Source organism: Streptomyces sp. NPDC002076 (assembly GCF_053593835.1).
On sequence record NZ_JBSFDI010000017.1, the window covers coordinates 39547 to 59468 of the forward strand.

The 19922-nt window shown below is 71.8% G+C and carries 19 protein-coding genes; 8 read left to right on the top strand and 11 right to left on the bottom strand.

The window, feature by feature from the left end:
• Nucleotides 1-74 precede the first annotated feature (74 nt).
• Nucleotides 75-269 carry a hypothetical protein gene (locus ACWCQS_RS30875; RefSeq protein ID WP_055706964.1) on the top strand — a complete coding sequence of 65 codons (195 nt, stop codon included), beginning with the start codon at nt 75-77 and terminating at the stop codon, nt 267-269.
• A gap of 39 nt (nt 270-308) precedes the next feature.
• Nucleotides 309-1922, top strand: coding sequence for a hypothetical protein (locus ACWCQS_RS30880; protein WP_451007504.1), 1614 nt, complete (start codon nt 309-311; stop codon nt 1920-1922).
• A 112-nt stretch (nt 1923-2034) separates the two neighbouring features.
• Here ACWCQS_RS30880 and ACWCQS_RS30885 read toward each other — a convergent pair whose 3' ends face one another.
• A complete protein-coding gene (locus ACWCQS_RS30885) occupies nt 2035-3543 on the bottom strand; it encodes an SCO1417 family MocR-like transcription factor (protein ID WP_451007505.1) in 1509 nt (502 codons plus the stop codon).
• Nucleotides 3544-3645: 102 nt separating this feature from the next.
• On the opposite strand from ACWCQS_RS30885, the gene yczE reads away from it, so the two are divergent.
• From yczE to ACWCQS_RS30905, 4 genes are all read left to right on the top strand, one after another.
• Nucleotides 3646-4299, top strand: coding sequence for a membrane protein YczE (yczE, locus tag ACWCQS_RS30890; protein ID WP_451007506.1), 654 nt, complete (start codon nt 3646-3648; stop codon nt 4297-4299).
• A gap of 17 nt (nt 4300-4316) precedes the next feature.
• Nucleotides 4317-5072 (top strand): glycerophosphodiester phosphodiesterase, encoded by a 756-nt coding sequence (locus tag ACWCQS_RS30895; RefSeq protein ID WP_451007625.1) that lies wholly within the window; start codon nt 4317-4319, stop codon nt 5070-5072.
• Between the two features lie 65 nt (nt 5073-5137).
• Nucleotides 5138-6484 (top strand): MFS transporter, encoded by a 1347-nt coding sequence (locus ACWCQS_RS30900; protein WP_451007507.1) that lies wholly within the window; start codon nt 5138-5140, stop codon nt 6482-6484.
• Between the two features lie 278 nt (nt 6485-6762).
• A complete protein-coding gene (locus ACWCQS_RS30905) occupies nt 6763-7137 on the top strand; it encodes an RNA polymerase-binding protein RbpA (RefSeq protein ID WP_003977404.1) in 375 nt (124 codons plus the stop codon).
• A 109-nt stretch (nt 7138-7246) separates the two neighbouring features.
• On the opposite strand, the gene fxsA is transcribed toward ACWCQS_RS30905, so the two are convergent.
• The 4 genes from fxsA to ACWCQS_RS30925 form a co-directional block, all read right to left on the bottom strand.
• The gene (gene fxsA, locus ACWCQS_RS30910; protein ID WP_451007508.1) at nt 7247-7804 is read right to left on the bottom strand and encodes an FxsA family membrane protein; all 558 of its coding nucleotides are present in this window, start codon (nt 7802-7804) and stop codon (nt 7247-7249) included.
• 67 nt (nt 7805-7871) lie between these two features.
• The gene (locus ACWCQS_RS30915; protein WP_451007509.1) at nt 7872-8669 is read right to left on the bottom strand and encodes a polyprenol monophosphomannose synthase; all 798 of its coding nucleotides are present in this window, start codon (nt 8667-8669) and stop codon (nt 7872-7874) included.
• Nucleotides 8670-9227: 558 nt separating this feature from the next.
• Nucleotides 9228-10841, bottom strand: coding sequence for an amidohydrolase (locus tag ACWCQS_RS30920; protein ID WP_451007510.1), 1614 nt, complete (start codon nt 10839-10841; stop codon nt 9228-9230).
• Between the two features lie 62 nt (nt 10842-10903).
• Nucleotides 10904-11344 carry an Lrp/AsnC family transcriptional regulator gene (locus ACWCQS_RS30925; RefSeq protein ID WP_069782031.1) on the bottom strand — a complete coding sequence of 147 codons (441 nt, stop codon included), beginning with the start codon at nt 11342-11344 and terminating at the stop codon, nt 10904-10906.
• 244 nt (nt 11345-11588) lie between these two features.
• Here ACWCQS_RS30925 and ACWCQS_RS30930 point away from each other — a divergent pair, with 244 nt between their 5' ends.
• Nucleotides 11589-12023, top strand: coding sequence for a hypothetical protein (locus ACWCQS_RS30930; protein ID WP_451007511.1), 435 nt, complete (start codon nt 11589-11591; stop codon nt 12021-12023).
• Nucleotides 12024-12029: 6 nt separating this feature from the next.
• Here the strand turns inward: ACWCQS_RS30930 and ACWCQS_RS30935 are convergent, their stop codons facing one another.
• The 3 genes from ACWCQS_RS30935 to ACWCQS_RS30945 form a co-directional block, all read right to left on the bottom strand.
• Nucleotides 12030-13127, bottom strand: a complete 1098-nt coding sequence (locus ACWCQS_RS30935; RefSeq protein ID WP_451007512.1) for a phosphotransferase family protein — start codon at nt 13125-13127, stop codon at nt 12030-12032.
• Between the two features lie 144 nt (nt 13128-13271).
• A complete protein-coding gene (locus ACWCQS_RS30940; protein ID WP_451007513.1) occupies nt 13272-14372 on the bottom strand; it encodes a hypothetical protein in 1101 nt (366 codons plus the stop codon).
• 342 nt (nt 14373-14714) lie between these two features.
• Nucleotides 14715-15887, bottom strand: a complete 1173-nt coding sequence (locus ACWCQS_RS30945; RefSeq protein WP_451007514.1) for an acyl-CoA dehydrogenase family protein — start codon at nt 15885-15887, stop codon at nt 14715-14717.
• Nucleotides 15888-16220: 333 nt separating this feature from the next.
• Between ACWCQS_RS30945 and ACWCQS_RS30950 the strand changes: the two genes are divergently transcribed.
• Nucleotides 16221-17453 (top strand): glycoside hydrolase family 18 protein, encoded by a 1233-nt coding sequence (locus tag ACWCQS_RS30950; protein ID WP_451007515.1) that lies wholly within the window; start codon nt 16221-16223, stop codon nt 17451-17453.
• Between the two features lie 57 nt (nt 17454-17510).
• Here ACWCQS_RS30950 and ACWCQS_RS30955 read toward each other — a convergent pair whose 3' ends face one another.
• The 3 genes from ACWCQS_RS30955 to ACWCQS_RS30965 form a co-directional block, all read right to left on the bottom strand.
• The gene (locus tag ACWCQS_RS30955) at nt 17511-18164 is read right to left on the bottom strand and encodes a TetR/AcrR family transcriptional regulator (RefSeq protein WP_451007516.1); all 654 of its coding nucleotides are present in this window, start codon (nt 18162-18164) and stop codon (nt 17511-17513) included.
• An 81-nt stretch (nt 18165-18245) separates the two neighbouring features.
• Nucleotides 18246-18392, bottom strand: coding sequence for an SCO1431 family membrane protein (locus ACWCQS_RS30960; RefSeq protein ID WP_451007517.1), 147 nt, complete (start codon nt 18390-18392; stop codon nt 18246-18248).
• A gap of 69 nt (nt 18393-18461) precedes the next feature.
• The gene (locus ACWCQS_RS30965) at nt 18462-19832 is read right to left on the bottom strand and encodes a peptidase C39 family protein (RefSeq protein WP_451007518.1); all 1371 of its coding nucleotides are present in this window, start codon (nt 19830-19832) and stop codon (nt 18462-18464) included.
• Between the last annotated feature and the right edge of the window lie 90 nt (nt 19833-19922).

Consider the following 19922-nt stretch of genomic DNA (forward strand, 5'->3'; position numbering starts at 1 on the left):
GTATGGATACATCCTGTGATCCTGGAAGAACTCATGGTGACTGTCCCCCACCCAATGACACCAGGAGGCCCGAAATGATCCTCTCCATCTCAGGCGTCATGCTGCTCGGCGTCGTCGTCTTCCTCTTCTTCCGCAAGGACGGCCTCAAGGGCTCGCACGCATGCACATCGGCCCTGTTCGGCTTCTACCTCGCCAACACGGGCATCGCCCCGAGCATCAAGGCCGGCGGAGAGAGCCTGGCGAGCCTCCTCGGCGGCATCAAGTTCTGACCGCCCGTCCCGCCCCGCACGCACCGTCAGGAGACAGCAGTGGCCCGGCGCCCTCTCCCCCGCATCCTGAGCAAGGACAGCGCCCAGATCGCCCGGACACAGCTCGCCCGGAGCCGGGAGCTGGCCCGGACGGCGGCCGACAGCGCCTCCGATGTCCTCCACCCGCTGATCACCGTCACGCGCGGGTTGCGCCTGCTGGCCTCGGCCGGACGGCGCAGATGGGCCGACACACCGCAGGACAAGCGTGGGCCGCTGCTCTTCCTGGCAGCCTCGGTGGTCCTGGCCGTGGCGCTGATGCCGTACGGGCCGCTGCTCGCCGTCATCACCCTGATGGCGGCGGCGGCCTGGCAGGGCCGCGACCGCACCCCGCCGGCCCCGGAGGGACCCGACGAGTCCCAGACCGAACGGCTCCAGTCCCTGTACGAAGCCCTGGTGCCGTACTTCTCCACTCCCGAGGACCCGGCGCCGCTGTACGCGCACGGCGGGGAGTGGGAGAACGCCTTCACCGCCCACGAGTTCGACGACGCGGGGCGGGTCGGCCATCTGGAGATCCGTTACCCCGCGTACTTCCCGGACGGCGAGCCCGAGGCCCGCATGCGCATCGAGCAGCTGCTCACCGCCAAGGCCGGCCGGGGCCGCGAATACCGCTTCACATGGGACGAGGAGGGCAACCAGCTCACCGTCACCGTCCTGCCTCCGCTGCCCGCCGACATCCCGGCCCAGCACTTCGTCACCGCGCCCGGCGAGACCGTCCTCGGCTTCACCGACCCCAGCGAGGTGCAGCGCACGCTCCCCCTCTCCTACGGAGAGGAAGAGATCGACGTGCCGCCGGTCGTCTGGCGCACCGGCATCCGCTCCACCGAGCCGCACCTGCTGGCCATGGGGCACCCCGGCAGCGGCACCTCGACCCTGCTGCGCTCCATCGCCCTGCAGGCCCTCCAGTACGGCGACGTCCTGATCGTCGACGGCGGCGGCACCGGTGAGTACGCGTGCCTGACCGGCCGGGACGGCGTCCTGTCCGTGGAGTGCGCGCTGCCCGGTGCGCTGGCGAGCCTGGAGTGGGCGGCGCACGAGACCGAGCGGCGGCTCATCGCCATCAACCTGGCCCGGCAGGCGGGCGACCCGCCACCGGCCGACGCCCGCCGCCCGCTGTGGATCATGCTGGACCGCCCCTCCGTCTTCGCCCACCTCGCCGCGATGGACGGCCGCAAGGACCCGCAGGCGCTGCTCCAGGTGCCGCTGCGGCACGGCCGTGCGGCGAACGTGACCGTCGTCGTGGCCGAGCAGTTCGACAGCGCGGAGGCCTTGAGCGACGCGGTACGGCAGCACACACGCGCGCGTGTCGTGCTCGGGCCCGCGGCGCCTCGGCAGGTGGAGGCGGTACTGGGCGCTCGACCGCACACCACGCCGATGGGCCACGTGCCGCCGGGGCGCGGGTATGCGCGGCTGGGGTCGGGTCCGGTGCACCGGCTTCAGGTGCCGCGTACGCCGGATCCGTACGACGACGAGACCAGCGACGCCGATCGGCAGGCGGTGCTGGAGTTGCTGCCGGCGCGGGCCACCGCCGTGGGGGCTCAGCCGGCTCGGCCGACACAGGCTCCGGAGCCGGCGGATCTGACGAAGCCGGGGGTGCCCGCGGAGGCGGCCGGATAGCGCCGTCGGGGTTCGGACCTTCTGCCGGGTGCGGGTCCGTCGTGGCCGTCGCGGCCACGACGAACCCGCAGCCGCCGACGCGCAACGCGCCCCGAGCCACCAGGCGCCCGGCCTACGCCACGAACGTGCCCGGCGCCTCCACACCCCCTGTGACGCCCGTCTCCACCAGTCGGACCGCCGCGGCCAGCCGGACCGCCGCCTCCTCCGCCACCGCTCCCCCGACCGTGAACGGCAGCCGGAGGTAGCCCTCGAACGCGCCGTCCACGCCGAAGCGGGGGCCGGAGGGGACGCGGACGCCGGTCCGCTCGCCCGCCTCGGCGAGCCGGGAGCCGGACAGGCCGCCGGCGCGGACCCACAGGGTCAGGCCGCCATTCGGCAGGTCGAACTCCCAGGTCGGCAGCTCACGCCGGATCGCCGCCACCAGCGCGTCCCGGTTCTCGCGGGCCTGGGCCCGGCGCAGCTCCACCGCCTGTTCCCAGCCTCCCGTGCTGAAGAGCCAGTTGACGGCGAGCTGTTCCAGCACCGGCGTACCGAGATCGGCGTACGCCCGCGCGGCGACCAGGCTGCGGATGACGTCCGGAGCCGCCCGCACCCAGCCGATCCGCATGCCCGCCCAGAACGCCTTGCTCGCCGAGCCGACCGTGATGACGGTCGAGCCGGCCGGGTCGAAGGCGCAGACCCGGCGCGGCATCCCGCGGTCCGCGAGCTCCTCGTCCAGCCACAGCTCGGTCATCGTCTCGTCGGCGACGAGCACCGTGCCGGCCGAACGCGCCGCGTCCACCAGCCGGCGCCGCTGGTCCTCGTCGGCGAGCGCGCCGGTGGGGTTGTGGAAGTCGGCGACGACGTACGCGAGCCGGGGCGCGGCCTCGCGCAGGACCTGGCGCCAGCGGTCCATGTCCCAGCCGGACAGCCCCTCGGCCATCGCGACCGGGACCAGCCGGGCACCCGCCTCGCGCATCAGCTGCAGGATGTTGGCGTACGACGGGGACTCCACCGCGATCCGCTCGCCACGGCCGGCGAAGAGATGGCAGATCGCGTCGATGGCGCCCATCGCACCGGTCGTCACCATGATCTGCTCGGGCATGGTGGGGATCCCGCACGCGGTGTAGCGCTCGGCGATCATCGAGCGCAGCGCGGGCAGGCCGGCCGGGTAGTCGCCGTGCGTGTGGGCGTACGGCGGCAGTTCCTCCAATGCGCCCTGCACGGCGCGGGTCAGCCAGGGCTCGGGGGCCGGCAGCGAGGCGCAGCCGAGGTCGATCATCGAACCGAGGGCCTCGGGGGGCAGGGGTTCCAGGCCCCGGGCGGGCAGCGGGTTGCCGGCCGGTACGGCGGTCCAGCTGCCGGCTCCGCGCCGGGACTCCAGGAAGCCCTCGCCGCGCAGCGCCTCGTACGCGGCCGCGACGGTGGTGCGGCTCACGGACAGGGCGAGGGCGAGTTCGCGTTCGGCGGGCAGGCGGGCGGCCACCGGGACGCGCCCTTCGAGCACCAGCAACCGGATGCCGTCGGCGAGGGCGCGGTAGGCGGGCGGACGGCGGGTGCCGGGGCCGGCCGGGCGGTCCTGCTGGGACTTGAGGAGCCGGGCGAGCTGCGCGGCCCCCATGGCAGAGGTCCACTGCGCCATGTCGATCAGTCCACCTTCCCCGAATTGGCCATGGATGGAGATTGTTCCCAAGCCACAGAGTGACATGCGTCAGGCCACCGCCACCACCCAGGGGGGTACTTCATGTCCACTCGGCGCCGTCTCGGACGGCGGTTGATCCAGCTGTACACCGGGCTCGTGCTCTACGGCGTGAGTTCCGCCCTGCTCGTCGAGGCGGGCCTCGGCCTGGAGCCCTGGAACGTGCTGCACCAGGGCCTCGCCGAACTCACCGGGCTGACCATCGGCGTGGTGTCGATCCTCGTGGGCGCGGCGGTGCTGCTGCTGTGGATCCCGCTGCGCCAGCGCCCCGGGCTCGGCACGGTCTCGAACGTCTTCGTCATCGGGCTCGCCATGGACGGCACACTCGCGCTCGTCCCGGAAGCGCACTCCCTCGTCGTACGCGTCCCGCTCCTGCTCGCGGGGATCGTGCTGAACGGTGCGGCGACCGGCCTCTACATCGCGGCGCGCTTCGGTCCGGGCCCCCGCGACGGGCTGATGACCGGGCTGCACCAGCGCACCGGCCGCTCGATCCGGCTGATGCGGACCGGCGTCGAGGCGGCGGTGGTGGTCAGCGGGTTCCTGCTGGGTGGCAGCCTCGGCATCGGCACCGTGCTCTACGCCGTGGCCATCGGGCCGCTGGCGCAGCTGTTCCTGCGGGTGTTCGCCGTCCCGGCGGCATCGCTTGGCAGCACGGTCGTTGCCACCGCGACACCGGAGCGGGCCATACTGCCAGGGTGACCCTCCCGACTTCGCGCATGCGCCACCCCTACCTCGACCACCCCGGTCCCATCGCCTTCGCCCACCGCGGTGGCGCCGCCGACGGCCTGGAGAACACCACGGCGCAGTTCCGGCGCGCGGTCGAGATGGGCTACCGCTACATCGAGACCGACGTGCACACCACGGCCGACGGCCGGCTCGTCGCCTTCCACGACTCCACACTGGACCGGGTCACCGACGGTGCGGGCCGCATCGCGGACCTGCCATGGGAGGACGTACGGCACGCGCGCGTGGGCGGCCAGGAACCGGTGCCGCTGTTCGAGGAGCTGCTGGAGACCTTCCCCGAGGTCCGCTGGAACGTCGACATCAAGGCGGAGCCCGCGCTGCGCCCCTTCCTGGAGCTGATCGAACGCACGGACGCCTGGAACCGGGTCTGTGTCGGCTCGTTCTCCGAGGCGCGCGTGCTGCGCGCCCAGCGGCTGGCCGGGCCGAAGCTGGCCACCTCCTTCGGCACCCGTGGGGTGCTGAACCTGCGGCTGCGCTCCTGGGGGCTGCCGGCCGCCGTGCGCAGGTCCGCCGTCGCCGCGCAGGTGCCCGAGGCCCAGTCGGGCGTTCCGGTGGTCGACCATCGCTTCGTCCGCGCCGCCCACGCGTACGGACTGCAGGTGCACGTGTGGACGATCAACGAACCCGAGCGCATGCACCGGCTCCTGGACCTCGGAGTCGATGGCATCATGACCGATCACATCGACACATTGCGCAAGGTCATGGAGGAGCGCGGCGTCTGGGTCTGACCACCCGGCCGCCGCGCCCGAGCCTTCGCACTTGAGGCACTTGAGCGGGGAAAGCGAGGGCACGGGTGAGCACGGACACCGTGCGGACGGACGCGGCGGACGACGCCGCCGGCCTCCGGCGCGAGCAGCGCGGCTGGTACTTCTACGACTGGGCCTGCTCGGTCTATTCGACGAGCGTGGTCACGGTCTTCCTCGGGCCCTACCTCACCGCGGTCGCCGAGCGGGCCGCGGACGCCGACGGCTATGTGCATCCGCTGGGCGTCCCGGTCCGGGCCGGCTCCTTCTTCGCCTACTCGGTGTCCCTGTCGGTGATCGTGGCGGTCGTGGTGATGCCGATCGTGGGCAGTGCGGCCGACCGCACCGGGCGCAAGAAGCCGCTGCTCGCGGCGGCGGCATACACCGGGGCGGCCGCGACCACCGGCATGTTCTTCCTGGACGGCGACCGGTATCTGCTCGGCGGGGCGCTGCTCGTGGTGGCCAACGCGGCGCAGTCCGTCGGGATGATGCTCTACAACTCCTATCTGCCGCAGATCGCCCCGCCCGAGGAGCGCGACGCGGTCTCCTCCCGGGGCTGGGCCTTCGGCTACGCCGCGGGCTCATCGGTGCTGGTCGCCAACCTGGTGCTCTACTCGGCGCACGACTCCTTCGGCCTGACCGAGACGGCCGCGGTCCGGGTCTGCCTGGCCTCGGCGGGCCTGTGGTGGGGCGCCTTCACCCTCGTACCCCTGCGCAGGCTGCGTGACCGGCACGCGCGCGTGGAGCGCGCCTCGGCACCCGGGCTCAGACAGCTGGCGGCGACGGTCCGGGACATGCGCCGGCACCCGCTGACGCTGTCCTTCCTGCTGGCGTACCTCATCTACAACGACGGCATCCAGACAGTGATCACCCAGGCCTCCGTCTACGGCTCGCAGGAACTGGGACTGTCCCAGTCGACGCTCATCGTGGCCGTGCTGCTGGTACAGGTGCTGGCCGTGGCGGGGGCGCTGGCGATGGGGCGGCTGGCGCGGACGTACGGCGCCCAGCGCACGATCCTGGGTTCGCTGGTGGCCTGGACGGTGACCCTGGCGGCCGGTTACTTCCTGCCCGCGAAGGCCCCGGTGTTCTTCTTCGTGCTGGCCGCCGGGATCGGCCTGGTCCTCGGCGGCAGCCAGGCGCTGTCCCGGTCGCTGTTCTCCCATCTCGTGCCGCCCGGCAAGGAGGCCGAGTACTTCGCGGCGTACGAGCTGAGCGACCGCGGGATGAGCTGGCTCGGACCGCTGCTGTTCGGCATGACCTACCAGCTGACCGGAAGCTATCGGTCCGCGATCATCTCGCTGGTGGCCTTCTTCGTCATCGGCTTCGCGCTGCTCGCGCGGGTCCCGGTGCGGCGGGCGATCGGCGAGGCGGGCAATCCCGTTCCGGAGAAGATTTAGCGCCGGTTTAGCGCTTAAGGCGAAAGGGCGGTAGTGTACGCCTTTGGCCTGCCAGGCGTACCGTTACTGCGCGTCAAAGATGCCGAAACGCTGGGTGACATCTGCTAGCAGATGTGACAAACCGGGCGCGGGTGGGTAGAACAAGGGGCGGCTACGACGGCGACGCATGACCCGGAACGGGACACGGAACGGGAATCTTTACCGCCGACCGGACGTTGACCGGATGACGACGACAGCGACACCTGTCCTGTGGGCGACAAGCCCGGGAGGCACGATTCATGAGTGAGCGAGCTCTTCGCGGTACGCGCCTCGTGGTGACCAGCTACGAGACGGACCGCGGTATCGACCTGGCCCCGCGCCAGGCCGTGGAGTACGCATGCGAGAAGGGGCACCGCTTCGAGATGCCCTTCTCGGTCGAGGCGGAGATCCCGCCGGAGTGGGAGTGCAAGGTCTGCGGGGCCCAGGCACTCCTCGTCGACGGCGACGGCCCTGAGGAGAAGAAGGCCAAGCCCGCGCGTACCCACTGGGACATGCTGATGGAGCGGCGCACCCGTGAGGAGCTCGAAGAGGTCCTCGAGGAGCGCCTGGCGGTTCTGCGCTCGGGGGCGATGAACATCGCGGTTCACCCTCGGGACAGCCGTAAGTCGGCCTAGTCCCTGCGGGCTGGGCGCAGACACAGCGCAGACGAAACCGCGGGCGCCGTACGTTCACGTACGGCGCCCGCGGTTTCGTGTGTCCGGGTTCGCAAATCCGGGGGCTTGCTCAGTGGGTCAGCGGCGGACGCTGCTGCTGCTCCCCCGGCTCGGTCCGGTCCTCGCGGATGACCTCGCCCTGCACCACCTTGCCGTCGGGACGGTGGATGCGGACCTGCTGGAAGGCGTCGCCGAAGCTGCCCGGGGCCGCCGTGCGCAGCCGCTTGTCCAGGGCGTTCTCCGCGTACCGGCTCACGGCCTTCTGCACCGGCGGCAGCAGCAGAAGCAGGCCGGCCGCGTCGGAGACCACACCCGGGATCATCAGCAGCAGGCCGCCGAGCATCATCAGGCCGTTGCCGCCACCCTGCTCCGGCGAACCACCCCGCTGCAGCGCCTCGTTCAGGCTCTGGAAGGCACGGCGGCCGGCCCGCTTGATGACCACGGAGCCGGCCACGAAGCCCGCCACGAGCAGCAGGAACACGGCAAACCCCCCGGCCGCCCCCGCGACCAGGGTCAGCAGCCAGATCTCCAGCACCAGCCAGGCGGCGATGCCCAGCGGCAGATACCTGCGCAGCCGGGAACGCCGGGGCCGTGCGGTGTACGGAGAGGTCGGAGCGCCAGTCGTCATGCTCCCAGTGTGCCTGGCGGCGGCTCAGCGCGGGATAAGCGGATGTTGGCCAACGGCCGACGCGAGACTACTTGGCCCGCTTGTTCTTGCCGGTCAGCTTGGCGACCCGCTCCCCCGCGCCCCAGGCGGTGACCCGCCACAGCGCCTCGATGAGGATGTCCTTGCTCATCTTGGAGTCGCCGAGTTCGCGCTCCACGAAGGTGATCGGCACCTCGACCACGTGGTAGCCGGCCTTGACCGCGCGGCGGGCCAGGTCGACTTGGAAGCAGTAGCCCTGCGAGGCGACCTCGTCCAGCCCCAGACCCTCAAGGGTCTCGCGGCGGAACGCGCGGTAGCCACCGGTGATGTCGCGCAGCGGCAGGCCGAGGGCGAGCCGGGAGTAGAAGCTGCCGCCACGGGAGATGAACTCACGCGACTTGGGCCAGTTCACCACGCGGCCGCCGGGCACCCAGCGGGAGCCGAGCACCAGGTCGGCGCTCTTGAGGGCGGTGAGCAGCCGGGGCAGCTCCTCGGGCTGGTGGGAGCCGTCGGCATCCATCTCGACCAGCACGCCGTAGTCGTGCTCCATGCCCCAGCGGAAGCCCGCGAGATATGCGGCGCCCAGGCCCTCCTTGCCCTTGCGGTGCATCACCTGGACGTTCTCGTCCTCGGCGGCCAGCTCGTCGGCGAGCTTGCCGGTGCCGTCCGGGCTGTTGTCGTCCGCGATCAGCACGTGCGCCTCGGGAACGGCCTTGCGCACCCGGCCGACGATGGTCTTGATGTTCTCCGCCTCGTTGTAGGTCGGGATGATCACCAAGGCCGTGCCGAGCGGACCGAACTGCCTCCCCTGGGCCTTGGCCGCGAGGGTCCCGTCGCCGTCGTTCACTGCTGCCCCTTCTGGTCGTACGCAGGGGTCCACCATAGTGGCCGCCGCCTGGCGTGCGGCGCCGACTCGTTCGTATGGCGGTGTCGATTCCACAAGAGTGGGGTAAGAATGCGTTTTTCGGCACCTTCACGGCGCGCCTGGGCCGCTCGCCCGCCGCGGCGGATGGGGGCCCGGCGCCCTTCGGGCCGACCTGGGACCCGCTGGCTGCGGATCGACCGAAAGCCGTTGTCTACTGAGCGCACGGGCCCCACCCGGGTCACACCTTGCCGACCGGCCGGAACGCTCCCTCGACGGCGCGGGCGCTGAGCCTGGCTCCCAAGCGACGGTGCCCCGGTGCGGCACACCGTCCCTGACCCAGCAGCGCTGCGACGAGTTGGGCGAAGTTCCCCGGTCGGGCGTCCGGTGGTGGACTCGGACGAACCTACCGGCCCCCGGCCGTCGACTGTCAACAGCCCTCTGGCCTGCGACAACGGCCCGGACGGCGCAACGTTCGGGGAGGATGCGCAGGTCGGGCGGCGGGACGGGGGCGAGCGAGCGCCGCCGCGCCACCCCCGTAGATCACTCGCCCGGCCGTACGAACACCGTCCGCCCGCCCACCACGGTGCGCAGGCAGACCGGCAGGTCACGGCCCGGGGTGAGGTCGGGCAGGCCGGGCGTGCCGGAGCGCGGGTCGGTCGACCAGCGGGCCACTCGGTCGTCGGGGGCCTGGACGACCAGCTCGTCGGTGCGCCAGACGGCGTAGTCGGCGGGCGCCCCCGGCACCAGGACGCCGGCGTCGTCCCGGCCCACGGCCCGCCAGCCGCCGCGCGTGTGCGCGGTGAACGCGGCCCGGACGGAGACCCCGTGCTCGGGCGTGTGATGGAACGCGGCGGCCCGGACGGTGCCCCACGGGTCGAGCGGGGTGACCGGGCTGTCGGAGCCGAAGGCGAGCGGCACGCCGGCGCGCAGCAGGGCCGCGAAGGGGTTGAGGGTGCGGGCCCGTTCGGCGCCCAGCCGCCGGGCGTACATGCCGTCCGCGCCGCCCCACAGCGCGTCGAAGGCGGGCTGCACGGAGGCGATCAGGCCCAGCTCGGCGAAGCCGGCGACGGTCTCGGGGGTGAGCATCTCGGCGTGCTCGACACGATGCCGGGCGGCGCGGATCCGGGCGAGGCCGAGCTTGTCCGCCGCGGCGCGCACACCCTCGACCACGGCGGTCACGGCGGCATCGCCGATGGCGTGGAAGCCGGCCTGCAGGCCCGCCTCGGTGCAGGCGACGACATGTGCGGCGACGGCTTCGGCGTCCAGGTAGGCGGTGCCGGTGTGACCGGCGTCGGCGTACCGCTCGTGCAGACAGGCGGTGTGCGAGCCGATCGAGCCGTCGGCGAACAGGTCGCCCGCGGCGCCCACGGCGCCCAGGTCCCGGGCCCGCTCGACGTTCTGTTCGGCCCAGTAGCCGACGACCCTGGGGCCCGGCACCTCGGCGGCGAGCTTCAGCAGGCCGGTGAAGTCGTCCTCGGAGGAGATCCGCGGGCCGCCGCACTCGTGCACCGAGCCGATGCCGAGGGAGGCCGCGCGGGCGAGTGCGGCGCGCTGGGCCTCGGCGCGCTGGGCCGGGGTGACGGCGGCGAGGGCGGCCTCGCGGACGGCGTGGTGGGCGTCGGCGGTGAGCGGGGCGTCCTCGCGGGGGACGTCCGCGGCGATCAGGTCCAGCAGGGCGGTGGTGACGACCGCCGAGTGCACGTCGATGCGGGACAGGTACAGCGGGCGGCCGCCGGCGGCCTCGTCGAGTTCGGCACGGGTCGGCGGGCGGCCGCCGGGCCAGCGGGCGGCATCCCAGCCGTGGCCCAGCAGGACGCGGTCGTCCGGGCGGGCGGCGGCGAAGTCGCGGACCAGGGCGAGGGCGGCCTCCAGAGAAGGGGCGCCGGACAGGTCCAGGCCGGTCAGGGCCAGGCCGGTGGCGGTGGTGTGCACATGGGCGTCGGTGAAGGCCGGGGTCACCAGGGCGCCGTCGAGGTCGACCACCTCGTCCACGCCGTCGGCGAAGGCGTCGGCGGCACCCTCGGAGCCGACCCAGGCGACTTGGCCGCGCTCCACCACCATCGCCGTGGCGAAGGGGTCCGCGGGGCTGTGCACCTCTCCTCGGCGCAGGAGGACGGTCTTGGGGGGCTGGGGGTCGGCGGTGCGGTCGCTCATAGCGGACAGTTTCTCCTGCCGCCGGGGAGGCGCCGCACCTGGGGCGTGTCGAAGGGCAGGGCTCAGATCCGGGGCGGCCGTGCCTCGTACGGCGTCGACAGGACCACCGTCGTCCGCGTCGAGACGCCCGCCAGGCTCCGCAGCCTGGCCAGCAGCTCTTCCAGCTCGTGCGGGGTGGCCACCCGCACCTTGAGGATGTAGTTCTCGTCGCCCGCGACGCTGTGGCAGGCCTCGATCTCGGGGACGCCGGCGAGGCGGTCCGAGATGTCGTCGGGGGCGCTGGGGTCGAACGGTTTCACCGAGATGAACGCGGTGAGCGGCAGCCCCACGGCCTCGGGGTCGACCACCGCGGCATACCCGCGGATGACGCCACGCTGTTCCAGCCGGCGCACCCGCTGGTGCACGGCGGACGTGGACAGGCCCGTGGCCTTGCCCAGGTCTGTGTAGCTCATCCGCCCGTCCTTGACGAGCAGCTGCACGATCTGTCGGTCCAGCTCCTCCATGGCGCCAAAACCTACAGTGCGCTTGATCTCCGGGGATAGCCGAGAGCGCAGGTCATAGCCGGTTCGATACAAAAAGCGGTGCATAAGGCCCGCATCGCGCACCTGCACGCGGCATGTGACGAACGCCACACACCACGAACAGGCTCCGTGATGTTCTCGTGATTACCGCCGAGGGCTGACGGGAAGTGCTTGCTGTGGTCGAGGCCGCAGCGCCGTAACGGCCCAGCCTTAGGGGGAGAATCCCATGCAGAGTGCCCATCACCCTGGTCGATCCGCGTCCAAGCGGCAGCAGCCGGTCGTCGAGCCCCAGCCGGAGGGCGTCGAACCCGACGCCTTCGAGGACGATCTGGACGCCTACGACACCTTCGAGATGTACCGGGTGATCTGCCCGGACTGCGCCCAGCCGATCGCGCTGCTGGCGGACGAGCAGGTGCTGCCCGAGCACGCGCTGTGCGCCTCGCCGTGGAACCCGTTCGGTCTCACGGTCTGTGCGGGCACGGGCCGTTCGGCGTCCGACGCCCGCCCCGCGGACGAGTCCTTCGAGCCGCAGGAGCAGGACACCGCCCTGCTGCTGACGCTCCCCCAGGGTCTGGATTGGCGTACGCAGCCGTTCTCGCACGTCGGCGGCCCGGGCTCGCGTCCGATGCGCGTGCCGGCGATGCGCCGCCAGGCCGCCTGAGCCGCCTCACCGCGTCCAGTACGTCCCCTGCACCATGGCACGCAGGCTGTCGTGGTGCAGGATCAGTGTGTCCGGGTCCGCCGGGATGGTGACCTCCCCGAAGCGCACCTGCCGGTAGGCGACGCGCAGCATCACGATCGCATGCCGCAGGGCCGCGTAGAGGGTGTGGAAGTCCATGTCGCGCGGGGTGTGGCCGGTCAGGCGCGCATAGCGGGCCTCGACGCGGTCGCGGCGCAGGAAGTCCGGCAGTCCGCGCTGTTCGGAGGCGACCGTGAGGTCGTGGAAGAAGCGGTGCAGATAGATCATCCAGCCGAGGTCGACCTCGCGCGGGGCGAGTGCCGCCATCTCCCAGTCCAGGACGGCCGCGGGGTCGAAACCGTCGTAGACGATGTTCCCGATGCGGGCGTCACCCCAGCTGAGGACGGGCTCGCCGACCTCGCGCGGCCACAGCTCCGCCAGCCGGTCGAAGGCGGCCTCGATGAGCGGTGAGCGGGGCAGGCCGTCGATCACCCAGGCGTAGTAGGCGCGTTGGGCCGTCACATGGCGGCGCAGCGTGTCCTGCGCGCCGGGCGGGGCGAGGAACTGGGCCTCGGCAAGGGGAACTTGGTCGTGCAGGCGGGCCAGCAGCCCGATGGTCTCCGCCTCCAGGTGCTCGCGCTCGGCGTCGCTCGCCCCGTGCAGCCAACTGCCCTCGTAGGTGTACGGCATGACGTCGGGCGGCACGCGGCCGGCGACCCGCTCCATGACGAAGAACGGCGCCCCGAGCGGGCCCGGGTCCTCCTCCAGCCACAGCACACGGGGCACGGGCACGTCGGTGTGTTCGGCCACCAGGCGCAGGGTGCGGTACTGGCGGGCCATGTCGTACTCGGGGAAGACGGCGTACGCCGCCGGGTCCGCCGCGAGCCGCAACGCACAGGCCCCGAAAGGCGCTTCGGGGTGTTCGAGGTCGAACAGCAGGGTCTCGCTGGACATGCCGTTGGAGGCGGGGACGGTCACGCCGGTCGCCTTGGCTCCGGGCAGCCGGGTGCCGAGCCAGGCGGTGAGGCGGCGGGTCAGCTCGTCCGGGTCGCGGGTGGTGGTGCGGGGACGCGGTGCCGTGGCCATGCGGGCTCCTTCCTCAGGTGCGACCGATGTCTCAGGCCCGGCCGATGCCTGAAGACGCAACCGGTGTCTCAGCGCACGTTCGACGTCTCAGCGCACGTTCGACGTCTCAGCGCACGTTCGACGTCTCAGCGCACGACCGGCGTCTCAGGGCGCGACCGAGTCGAAGCCGGTGAAGCCGCTCGGGTCGTGCCGGCCGAACGAGCCGTGCTCGAAGATGCCGTGACCGGTCTGCCCGTCGAGCCGGAAGCGGGCGGAGTGGTCGGTGACGCCGTACCCGGCCAGCGGGTGGGGCAGGGTCATGTCGTAGGTGCGCCGGTCGGTCCAGCCGGGCCCCCGCCAGGTGCCGTGCTGCCAGTCGTCCGCCGGCGGATAGCCGGCGCCGAGGGCGAGCGGCGAGGAGGCCAGGATCTCGACGTCAAGCTGCTGCGATTCCCGTGCGTCCCCCAGATGGATGACCGCCCGCTCCGGGTGGCGGGTGCCGGAGCGATAGCCGATCTCGGCCTGCGGCCAGCCCAGCTGGCGGTCGCGCCGGCCGGGGCGGACCAGGGTCGCGTCGTTCAGGGTGCGGTGTCCGTCGGCGTCCTCCTGGGTGATGACCATCAGGAAGCGGTCGTCGAAGCGGACCGGGCACCAGATCCAGTGGAAGCCCTCGGTGGGGTGGTCCGTGGCGAGCCGTCCGCCGTCCTCGCCCGGGACGGGCCGCACGCCCCAGCTGCGGTCCCGGGTGCCGGTCCAGCCGTCCGCGCCGACCCCGAACTCCGCTCCCCCGGCCCGGATCACACCCTCCGCGGTGCCCGCCTGGACGAAGCGGCGGCCCTCCAGGGTGAGCCGCTCGCCGCGGCGCTGGAGGTGGTGCGGCTCCCAGAGAGCGGGGAAGGCGGCCGTCCAGGTGAGGTCGTACGACAGCTGCTCGTCCTCGCAGATCAGACGCAGCTCCTCCAGCGGCCGCGGGACCTCGATGCGCAGCGGTCCGACGGCGAGCCGCATCCGGTCCTCCCCCAGCGCGTCCGAGGCGCGGACTGCGTGCAGGGTGTCCCCGGTGCGCAGGGTGGCGTACGCGTCGATCACGCCGAGGTTGGGGTAGACGCCGAGGCCGAGGATGAGCAGGGCGCGGCCGGCGTGGTCGAAGACGTGGAAGATGCAGCGGTCGTAGGCGTTCCGGTCGCCGGTCGCCACGTGCTTCATGGACAGCGGCACCTGGTGCACCGGGTACTCGTCGAGCGGTACGGGACGGTCGTCGGCCACGGGCACCCCCTGAGCGTCGGTCGGCTGACGGTACGTCAGTTGACCGGAGGAGGCCAGGGCGGGGACCGGATGGGCCTGAACTGACGCCCGATTCCGCGCGACGGTGACCTGTCCGGGAGCTGCCGCGTTGTTCAGGCATGACCCCCATGCACTCGGCCACCGGGCGTCAGCGCCGCATTTTCGTCCCGCGCCCCGCAGAATCGGTTCCGCCGCCTGCCCCGCAGGACCCGCCCATCTACCGCGATCTCATGCGGGCCTGGGCCGACCGGGGCCGGACCCTGCCGGGCCGCCACGATCCGGAGTGGATCAGGCTGGCGGCCCCGACGGTTCTCACGGGGCAGTTCAGCGGCCCTCGGGTCCCGCCACGTGACGGGCGATGACCATCCGCTGGATCTGGTTGGTGCCCTCGACGATCTGCAGGACCTTGGCCTCGCGCATATAGCGCTCGGCGGGGAAGTCGGCGGTGTAGCCGTAGCCGCCGAGTATCTGCACCGCGTCCGTGGTCACCTTCATGGCCGTGTCGGTGCAGTGCAGCTTGGCCATGGCGGCCTGCTTGGCGAACGGCTTGCCGGCGTCGCGCAGCCGGGCCGCCGCGAGGTAGAGAGCGCGGCCGGCCTCGATCTGGGTGGCCATGTCGGCGATCATGAAGCGCAGGCCCTGGAAGTCGGCGATGGGGTGGCCGAACTGCCGGCGCTGGGTGGCGTAGGCGACCGCCTCGTCCAGGGCGGCCTGGGCGAGACCGATCGCGCAGGCGGCGATGCCGAGCCGCCCGGAGTCCAGGGCGGACAGGGCGATGAAGAAGCCCTGGCCCTCCTCGCCGATCCGCCGGTCGTCGCCGACGCGGACGCCGTCGAAGTGGACCTGCGCGGTGGGTGAGCCCTTCATGCCCATCTTCTTCTCGGGCACCGCGCCGCTCAGGCCCGGCGCGTCCCCGGGCACCAGGAAGGCGGTGATCCCGCGCGGGCCCTCCTCGCCGGTGCGGGCCATCACGGTGTAGAAGTCGGCGATGCCCCCGTGCGTGATCCAGGCCTTGCTGCCGTTGATCACCCACTCGTCACCGTCACGCACCGCCTTGGTACGCAGCGAGGCCGCGTCCGAGCCCGAGGACGGCTCGGAGAGGCAGTACGCGCCCAGCAGACCGCCGCCGAGCATGGCAGGCAGATGCTCGACCTGCTGCTGCTTGGTGCCGTAGGTGGCGAGCGCGTAGGAGGCGAGCGTGTGCACGCTGACGCCGAGACCCACCGTGAGCCGGGCCGCTGCCAGCTCTTCCAGTACCTGGAGGTAGACCTCGTAGGGCTGGTCGCCGCCGCCGTACTCGGAGTCGTACGGCAGGCCGAGCAGGCCCGATTCGGACAGCAGGGTGAAGACCTCGCGCGGGAAGCGTCCCGCGTCCTCCTCCTCGGCCGCCTTCGGCGCTATCTCGCGCTGGGCGATGTCCCGGACGAGGGCGAGCAGATCCCGCGCCTCCTCCGTCGGCAGCTGACGCTCCACCGGCTGCGGGTCGCGGTCGGACATGGCGTCGGTCTCCTCCCTGGTCGGGCACCGGCGGTCTGGCCCGTGGGTGGGGGCGGCTCCGCCTGATCTTTCCGGATGGCCGAAGGCGCCCTCTCCCGGGTCTCGGAAGCGGCTGACCAGCGGCTGTGCGCTGTGAGTATGCCCGATCAGCCACCTCCAGTCACCAGTTAACGACCGCTCACTTCAAGAATCCAGTCGGACTCTGCCGCGAGCCCGAAATTGGTCCGAACCATTGACGCTGTGGTCTAGTCCTCCCTACTGTGCATGACCAACGCTTTACCGCGTTCATGCCAATCGGCGCGCGTTCGCCTCTCCCCCAGGAGGAGACACCCGATGCACACTCCCCACCGCTCGCGGCTGCGTGCGTTCGTCGCGACCGCCTGTACCGCCGTCCTCGGCGCCGGACTGCTCGCCGGCGCGGGCACCGCCACCGCGGCGGCCCCGGCCGCACCGCAGGTCAAGGCCGGCTCGAAGGTCGTCGGCTACTTCACCGAATGGGGCACCTACGACCGCAAGTACTACGTCAAGAACGTCGAGACCTCGGGGTCGGCGGCCAAGCTGACCCACATCAACTACGCCTTCGGCAACGTGACCGGCGGCAAGTGCGCCATGGGCGACTCCTACGCGGCCACCGACCGCGCCTACACCGCCGCCGAGTCGGTGGACGGCGTCGCCGACACCTGGGACCAGCCGCTGCGCGGCAACTTCAACCAGCTGCTGAAGCTGAAGAAGAGGCACCCGGGCCTGAAGATCCTGTGGTCCTTCGGCGGCTGGACCTGGTCGAGCGGCTTCGGCGAGGCCGCGAAGAACCCCGCCGCCTTCGCCCAGTCCTGCTACGACCTGGTGAAGAACTCCAAGTGGGCCGGGGTGTTCGACGGCATCGACATCGACTGGGAGTACCCGAACGCCTGTGGCAACACCTGCGACACCAGCGGCCGGGAAGCGTTCAAGAACGTGCTGGCGGCCCTGCGGTCGAAGTTCGGCAGCAGCGCGCTGGTCACGGCGGCGATCACCGCGGACGCCTCCGGCGGCGGCAAGATCGACGCGGCGGACTACGCGGGCGCCGCGCAGTACGTGAACTGGTACAACCCGATGACGTACGACTACTTCGGCGCCTGGGACGCGAGCGGCCCCACCGCCCCGCACTCCCCGCTCACCTCCTACCCGGGCATCCCGAAGGCGGGGTACACCACCTCCGCGACCATCGCCAAGCTCAAGGGGCTCGGCATCCCGGCGTCCAAGCTGCTGCTCGGCATCGGCTTCTACGGCCGCGGCTGGACCGGGGTCACCCAGGCGGCGCCCGGCGGGACGGCCACCGGCCCGGCGGCGGGAACGTACGAGCAGGGCATCGACGACTACAAGGTGCTCAGGACCAAGTGCCCGGCGACCGGCACCGTGGGCGGCACGGCCTACGCCAAGTGCGGCAGCGACTGGTGGAGTTACGACACCCCGGCGACCATCGCCGCGAAGATGACGTACAAGAACCAGCAGGGCCTCGGCGGCACCTTCTTCTGGGAACTCAGCGGCGACACCGCGCACGGTGAGCTGATCAAGGCCATCCACTAGCCCCGCACCAGGGGGATTCGGGAGCGGAGGACCACGAGACCTCCGCTCCCCGGTGTGTCAGGAGTCGCGGCGGGCCGGCAGCGGCGCCGGGTAGGCCGGGTCCAGTTCCTCGACGGCGCGCAGGGCTCCGCCGAGCGTCTTCACCAGCAGCTCGCGCATGGTGTCACGGGACAGCTCGGGGCGGTCGATCCAGTCCAGGGTCGCGCCCTCGACGCTGCACACCCAGGAGAGCAGGCCCATTCGGGCGAGCGGGGCGATGTCGCTGCGGCCGTAAGCCCCTTCGGCGATGGTGGCGATGATTGCCTCGCGCACGCTGTCCCGGATGGCGTGCACCTCGGCGTCGAAGCCGACGCCGCCGCTGACGATGGTGCGGTAGGCCGCCTGGTGGTGCTCGGCGTAGCGCAGATAGCCGTCGATGGTGCGGTGGACCCGGTCCACGGCGGGCATCTCCAGGCCGTTCGCGGCGAAGGTGACCAGGTCGGCGACCGAGTCCTGGACGATCGCCAGGTAATAGCCGCGCTTGGACTGGAAGTAGTAGTAGATCAGCCCCTTGGCGACATGCGCCTGGCGGGCGATGTCGTCCATGGACAGCGCGTCGTACGACGTGTCGGCGAACAACTTCCGCCCGATGGCGATGAGTTCGGCGCGACGGGCCATCGAGCGCTCGGTGCCGCGCATCCGGGGACGGACGGCGGCACGCTGATGCGGCATATTCAATTTCGACCCTGTTCCAGGCGGTCGGCGGGACCACCGCAGTATGTCAGAACATGCCGCACACGTGAGCGGGTCGAGTCAGAGCAGGCCGAGCTGGGTCACGAACATCGCGACGACCGCCACGAGGACCCAGCCCATGACGTGCTCGAGGATCTTCGGGCCGTCCTCCTGGGGGCCGCCGGTGCGGACGCGGGTGGCGGTGGCCGGGTGCGTGGTCATATCCATTTGTCCACCTTGCCACCCGCGACGGCGTTCGCGGGCGATGAGCTTGCTCACACCCTCGTGCTCACCTGATCAGCGCACGCCCACCGCCGCGAGCGCCTTGCACTGGCGCGGGCTGGGACGGGCCGGGAAGTAGAGGTAGCAGACTCCCCCGGTGCCGGAGACGACCTTGCCGGAGGCGTTGTACCGCTTGGTGCGCAGCCAGATGTTCTCGAACTCCCGGCGCAGATAGACCCGTCGTACCGCGTCGTCGCTCGGCGAGGCCGGGTCGTTGGCGATCACGTCTCCGTCCGCGGTGAAGCCGATCACCGTCATCAGATGGCCGGAGGTGCCGTAGCCGGCGCCGGTCAGCTCGGTCTTCAGGAACGACTGGGACGTTATGGCCGGGATGCCTGCCGCGATCAGCGTCTCCAGGTCGGTGAGCGAGGCGAGGCGGGTGACCACGCCCTGGAGACCCTCGAAGGTGGCCGCGTAGGCGGCGTTGAACGGCCAGTTGCCGCAGCCCTCGTACTGATAGTCGTAGGTGAAGCGGGCGGCGTGGTCCACCTGCGGGTCGGCGTAGGCCGGGTCGACCCAGGACAGCTGCTCGGGGGTGAGCCGGCCGCCCCAGTACTCGATGATCATCTGCGAGGAGGTGGGGCTGCACCAGGCCTCGCCGCCGTTGTCGTACTGCGGGTACTGGCCCTTGTGGATCTCCTGCGAATAACGCGGGACGGCCAGTTCCTGGGCGAGGCCGGGGGTGGAGGCGGGGACCGTGAAGCGGTCGGGGATGTCGGACCCCATGGCGCCCAGCCGCCACACGGTCGGCGTCAGCCGCGTCCCCGGCCTGCGGTAGAGGGTGAGGCGCAGCCGGTACGAGGTCAGGCGCAGGCCGGTGCTCGCGTCGTCGATGGCGAAGGTGTCGGTCCAGATGGTGCTCTTGCCGTCGGTCTGGCCGTCCACCGAGGTCCGCTTGATGTCCTGGTCACCGGCCGCCCAGCGGCCCATCACGTACCACGGGGTCCCGGTGCCGTCGGAGTACGTGCCCTGGAGTTCCACCTGGAGCCAGGTGCCGTCCGGGGTGTGGGCGTTCCAGGAGGAGACGACCTCGGTGGCGGGGACGGTGAGCTTGTGGACCGGGGAGGTCCAGCTGGCGTACTCCCAGGTGGCGGTCGTACCGGTGTGCGGGTCGGTGTAGTCGGTGCGGCCGACGGGGGCGCCGATCACGACGGCGGGGCGGGCGCCGGCGACGGGCCGGACGCCCTGGGCGGCGCCGAGGCGCCACTCGCTGTACGTGGTCCAGGCGTGGTAGTCGATCGGGCGGGCCGGCGCCCGGCCGGAGTCGTCGGCTTCGGTGCCGGGTCCCTGCGCGGCGGCGGCAGCGGGGACCGTTCCACCGGCCACCGCGACGGCGACGGCTGCGGTGAGGACGGTTCTGCGGGACGGCTGTTGGGCTCTGCTCATGGGCGCGATTACCCCCGGGTGTCCGGTGATCCGGTGCGGTGTGTGCGCCAACTATGGAGCAGGCGGCAGGGCGCTGCCAGCACTTCTGCG

Bases quoted from the DNA above. Each gene is read 5' to 3' on its own strand.
- ACWCQS_RS30885 (WP_451007505.1), bottom strand. From the start codon at position 3,543: ATGGCGCAGTGGACCTCTGCCATGGGGGCCGCGCAGCTCGCCCGGCTC.
- ACWCQS_RS30955 (WP_451007516.1), bottom strand. From the start codon at position 18,164: ATGCCGCATCAGCGTGCCGCCGTCCGTCCCCGGATGCGCGGCACCGAG.
- ACWCQS_RS30935 (WP_451007512.1), bottom strand. From the start codon at position 13,127: ATGGCCACGGCACCGCGTCCCCGCACCACCACCCGCGACCCGGACGAG.
- ACWCQS_RS30920 (WP_451007510.1), bottom strand. From the start codon at position 10,841: ATGAGCGACCGCACCGCCGACCCCCAGCCCCCCAAGACCGTCCTCCTG.
- ACWCQS_RS30950 (WP_451007515.1), top strand. From the start codon at position 16,221: ATGCACACTCCCCACCGCTCGCGGCTGCGTGCGTTCGTCGCGACCGCC.
- ACWCQS_RS30875 (WP_055706964.1), top strand. From the start codon at position 75: ATGATCCTCTCCATCTCAGGCGTCATGCTGCTCGGCGTCGTCGTCTTC.
- ACWCQS_RS30905 (WP_003977404.1), top strand. From the start codon at position 6,763: ATGAGTGAGCGAGCTCTTCGCGGTACGCGCCTCGTGGTGACCAGCTAC.
- fxsA (WP_451007508.1), bottom strand. From the start codon at position 7,804: ATGACGACTGGCGCTCCGACCTCTCCGTACACCGCACGGCCCCGGCGT.
- ACWCQS_RS30965 (WP_451007518.1), bottom strand. From the start codon at position 19,832: ATGAGCAGAGCCCAACAGCCGTCCCGCAGAACCGTCCTCACCGCAGCC.
- ACWCQS_RS30960 (WP_451007517.1), bottom strand. From the start codon at position 18,392: ATGGATATGACCACGCACCCGGCCACCGCCACCCGCGTCCGCACCGGC.
- yczE (WP_451007506.1), top strand. From the start codon at position 3,646: ATGTCCACTCGGCGCCGTCTCGGACGGCGGTTGATCCAGCTGTACACC.
- ACWCQS_RS30925 (WP_069782031.1), bottom strand. From the start codon at position 11,344: ATGGAGGAGCTGGACCGACAGATCGTGCAGCTGCTCGTCAAGGACGGG.
- ACWCQS_RS30895 (WP_451007625.1), top strand. From the start codon at position 4,317: ATGCGCCACCCCTACCTCGACCACCCCGGTCCCATCGCCTTCGCCCAC.
- ACWCQS_RS30945 (WP_451007514.1), bottom strand. From the start codon at position 15,887: ATGTCCGACCGCGACCCGCAGCCGGTGGAGCGTCAGCTGCCGACGGAG.
- ACWCQS_RS30930 (WP_451007511.1), top strand. From the start codon at position 11,589: ATGCAGAGTGCCCATCACCCTGGTCGATCCGCGTCCAAGCGGCAGCAG.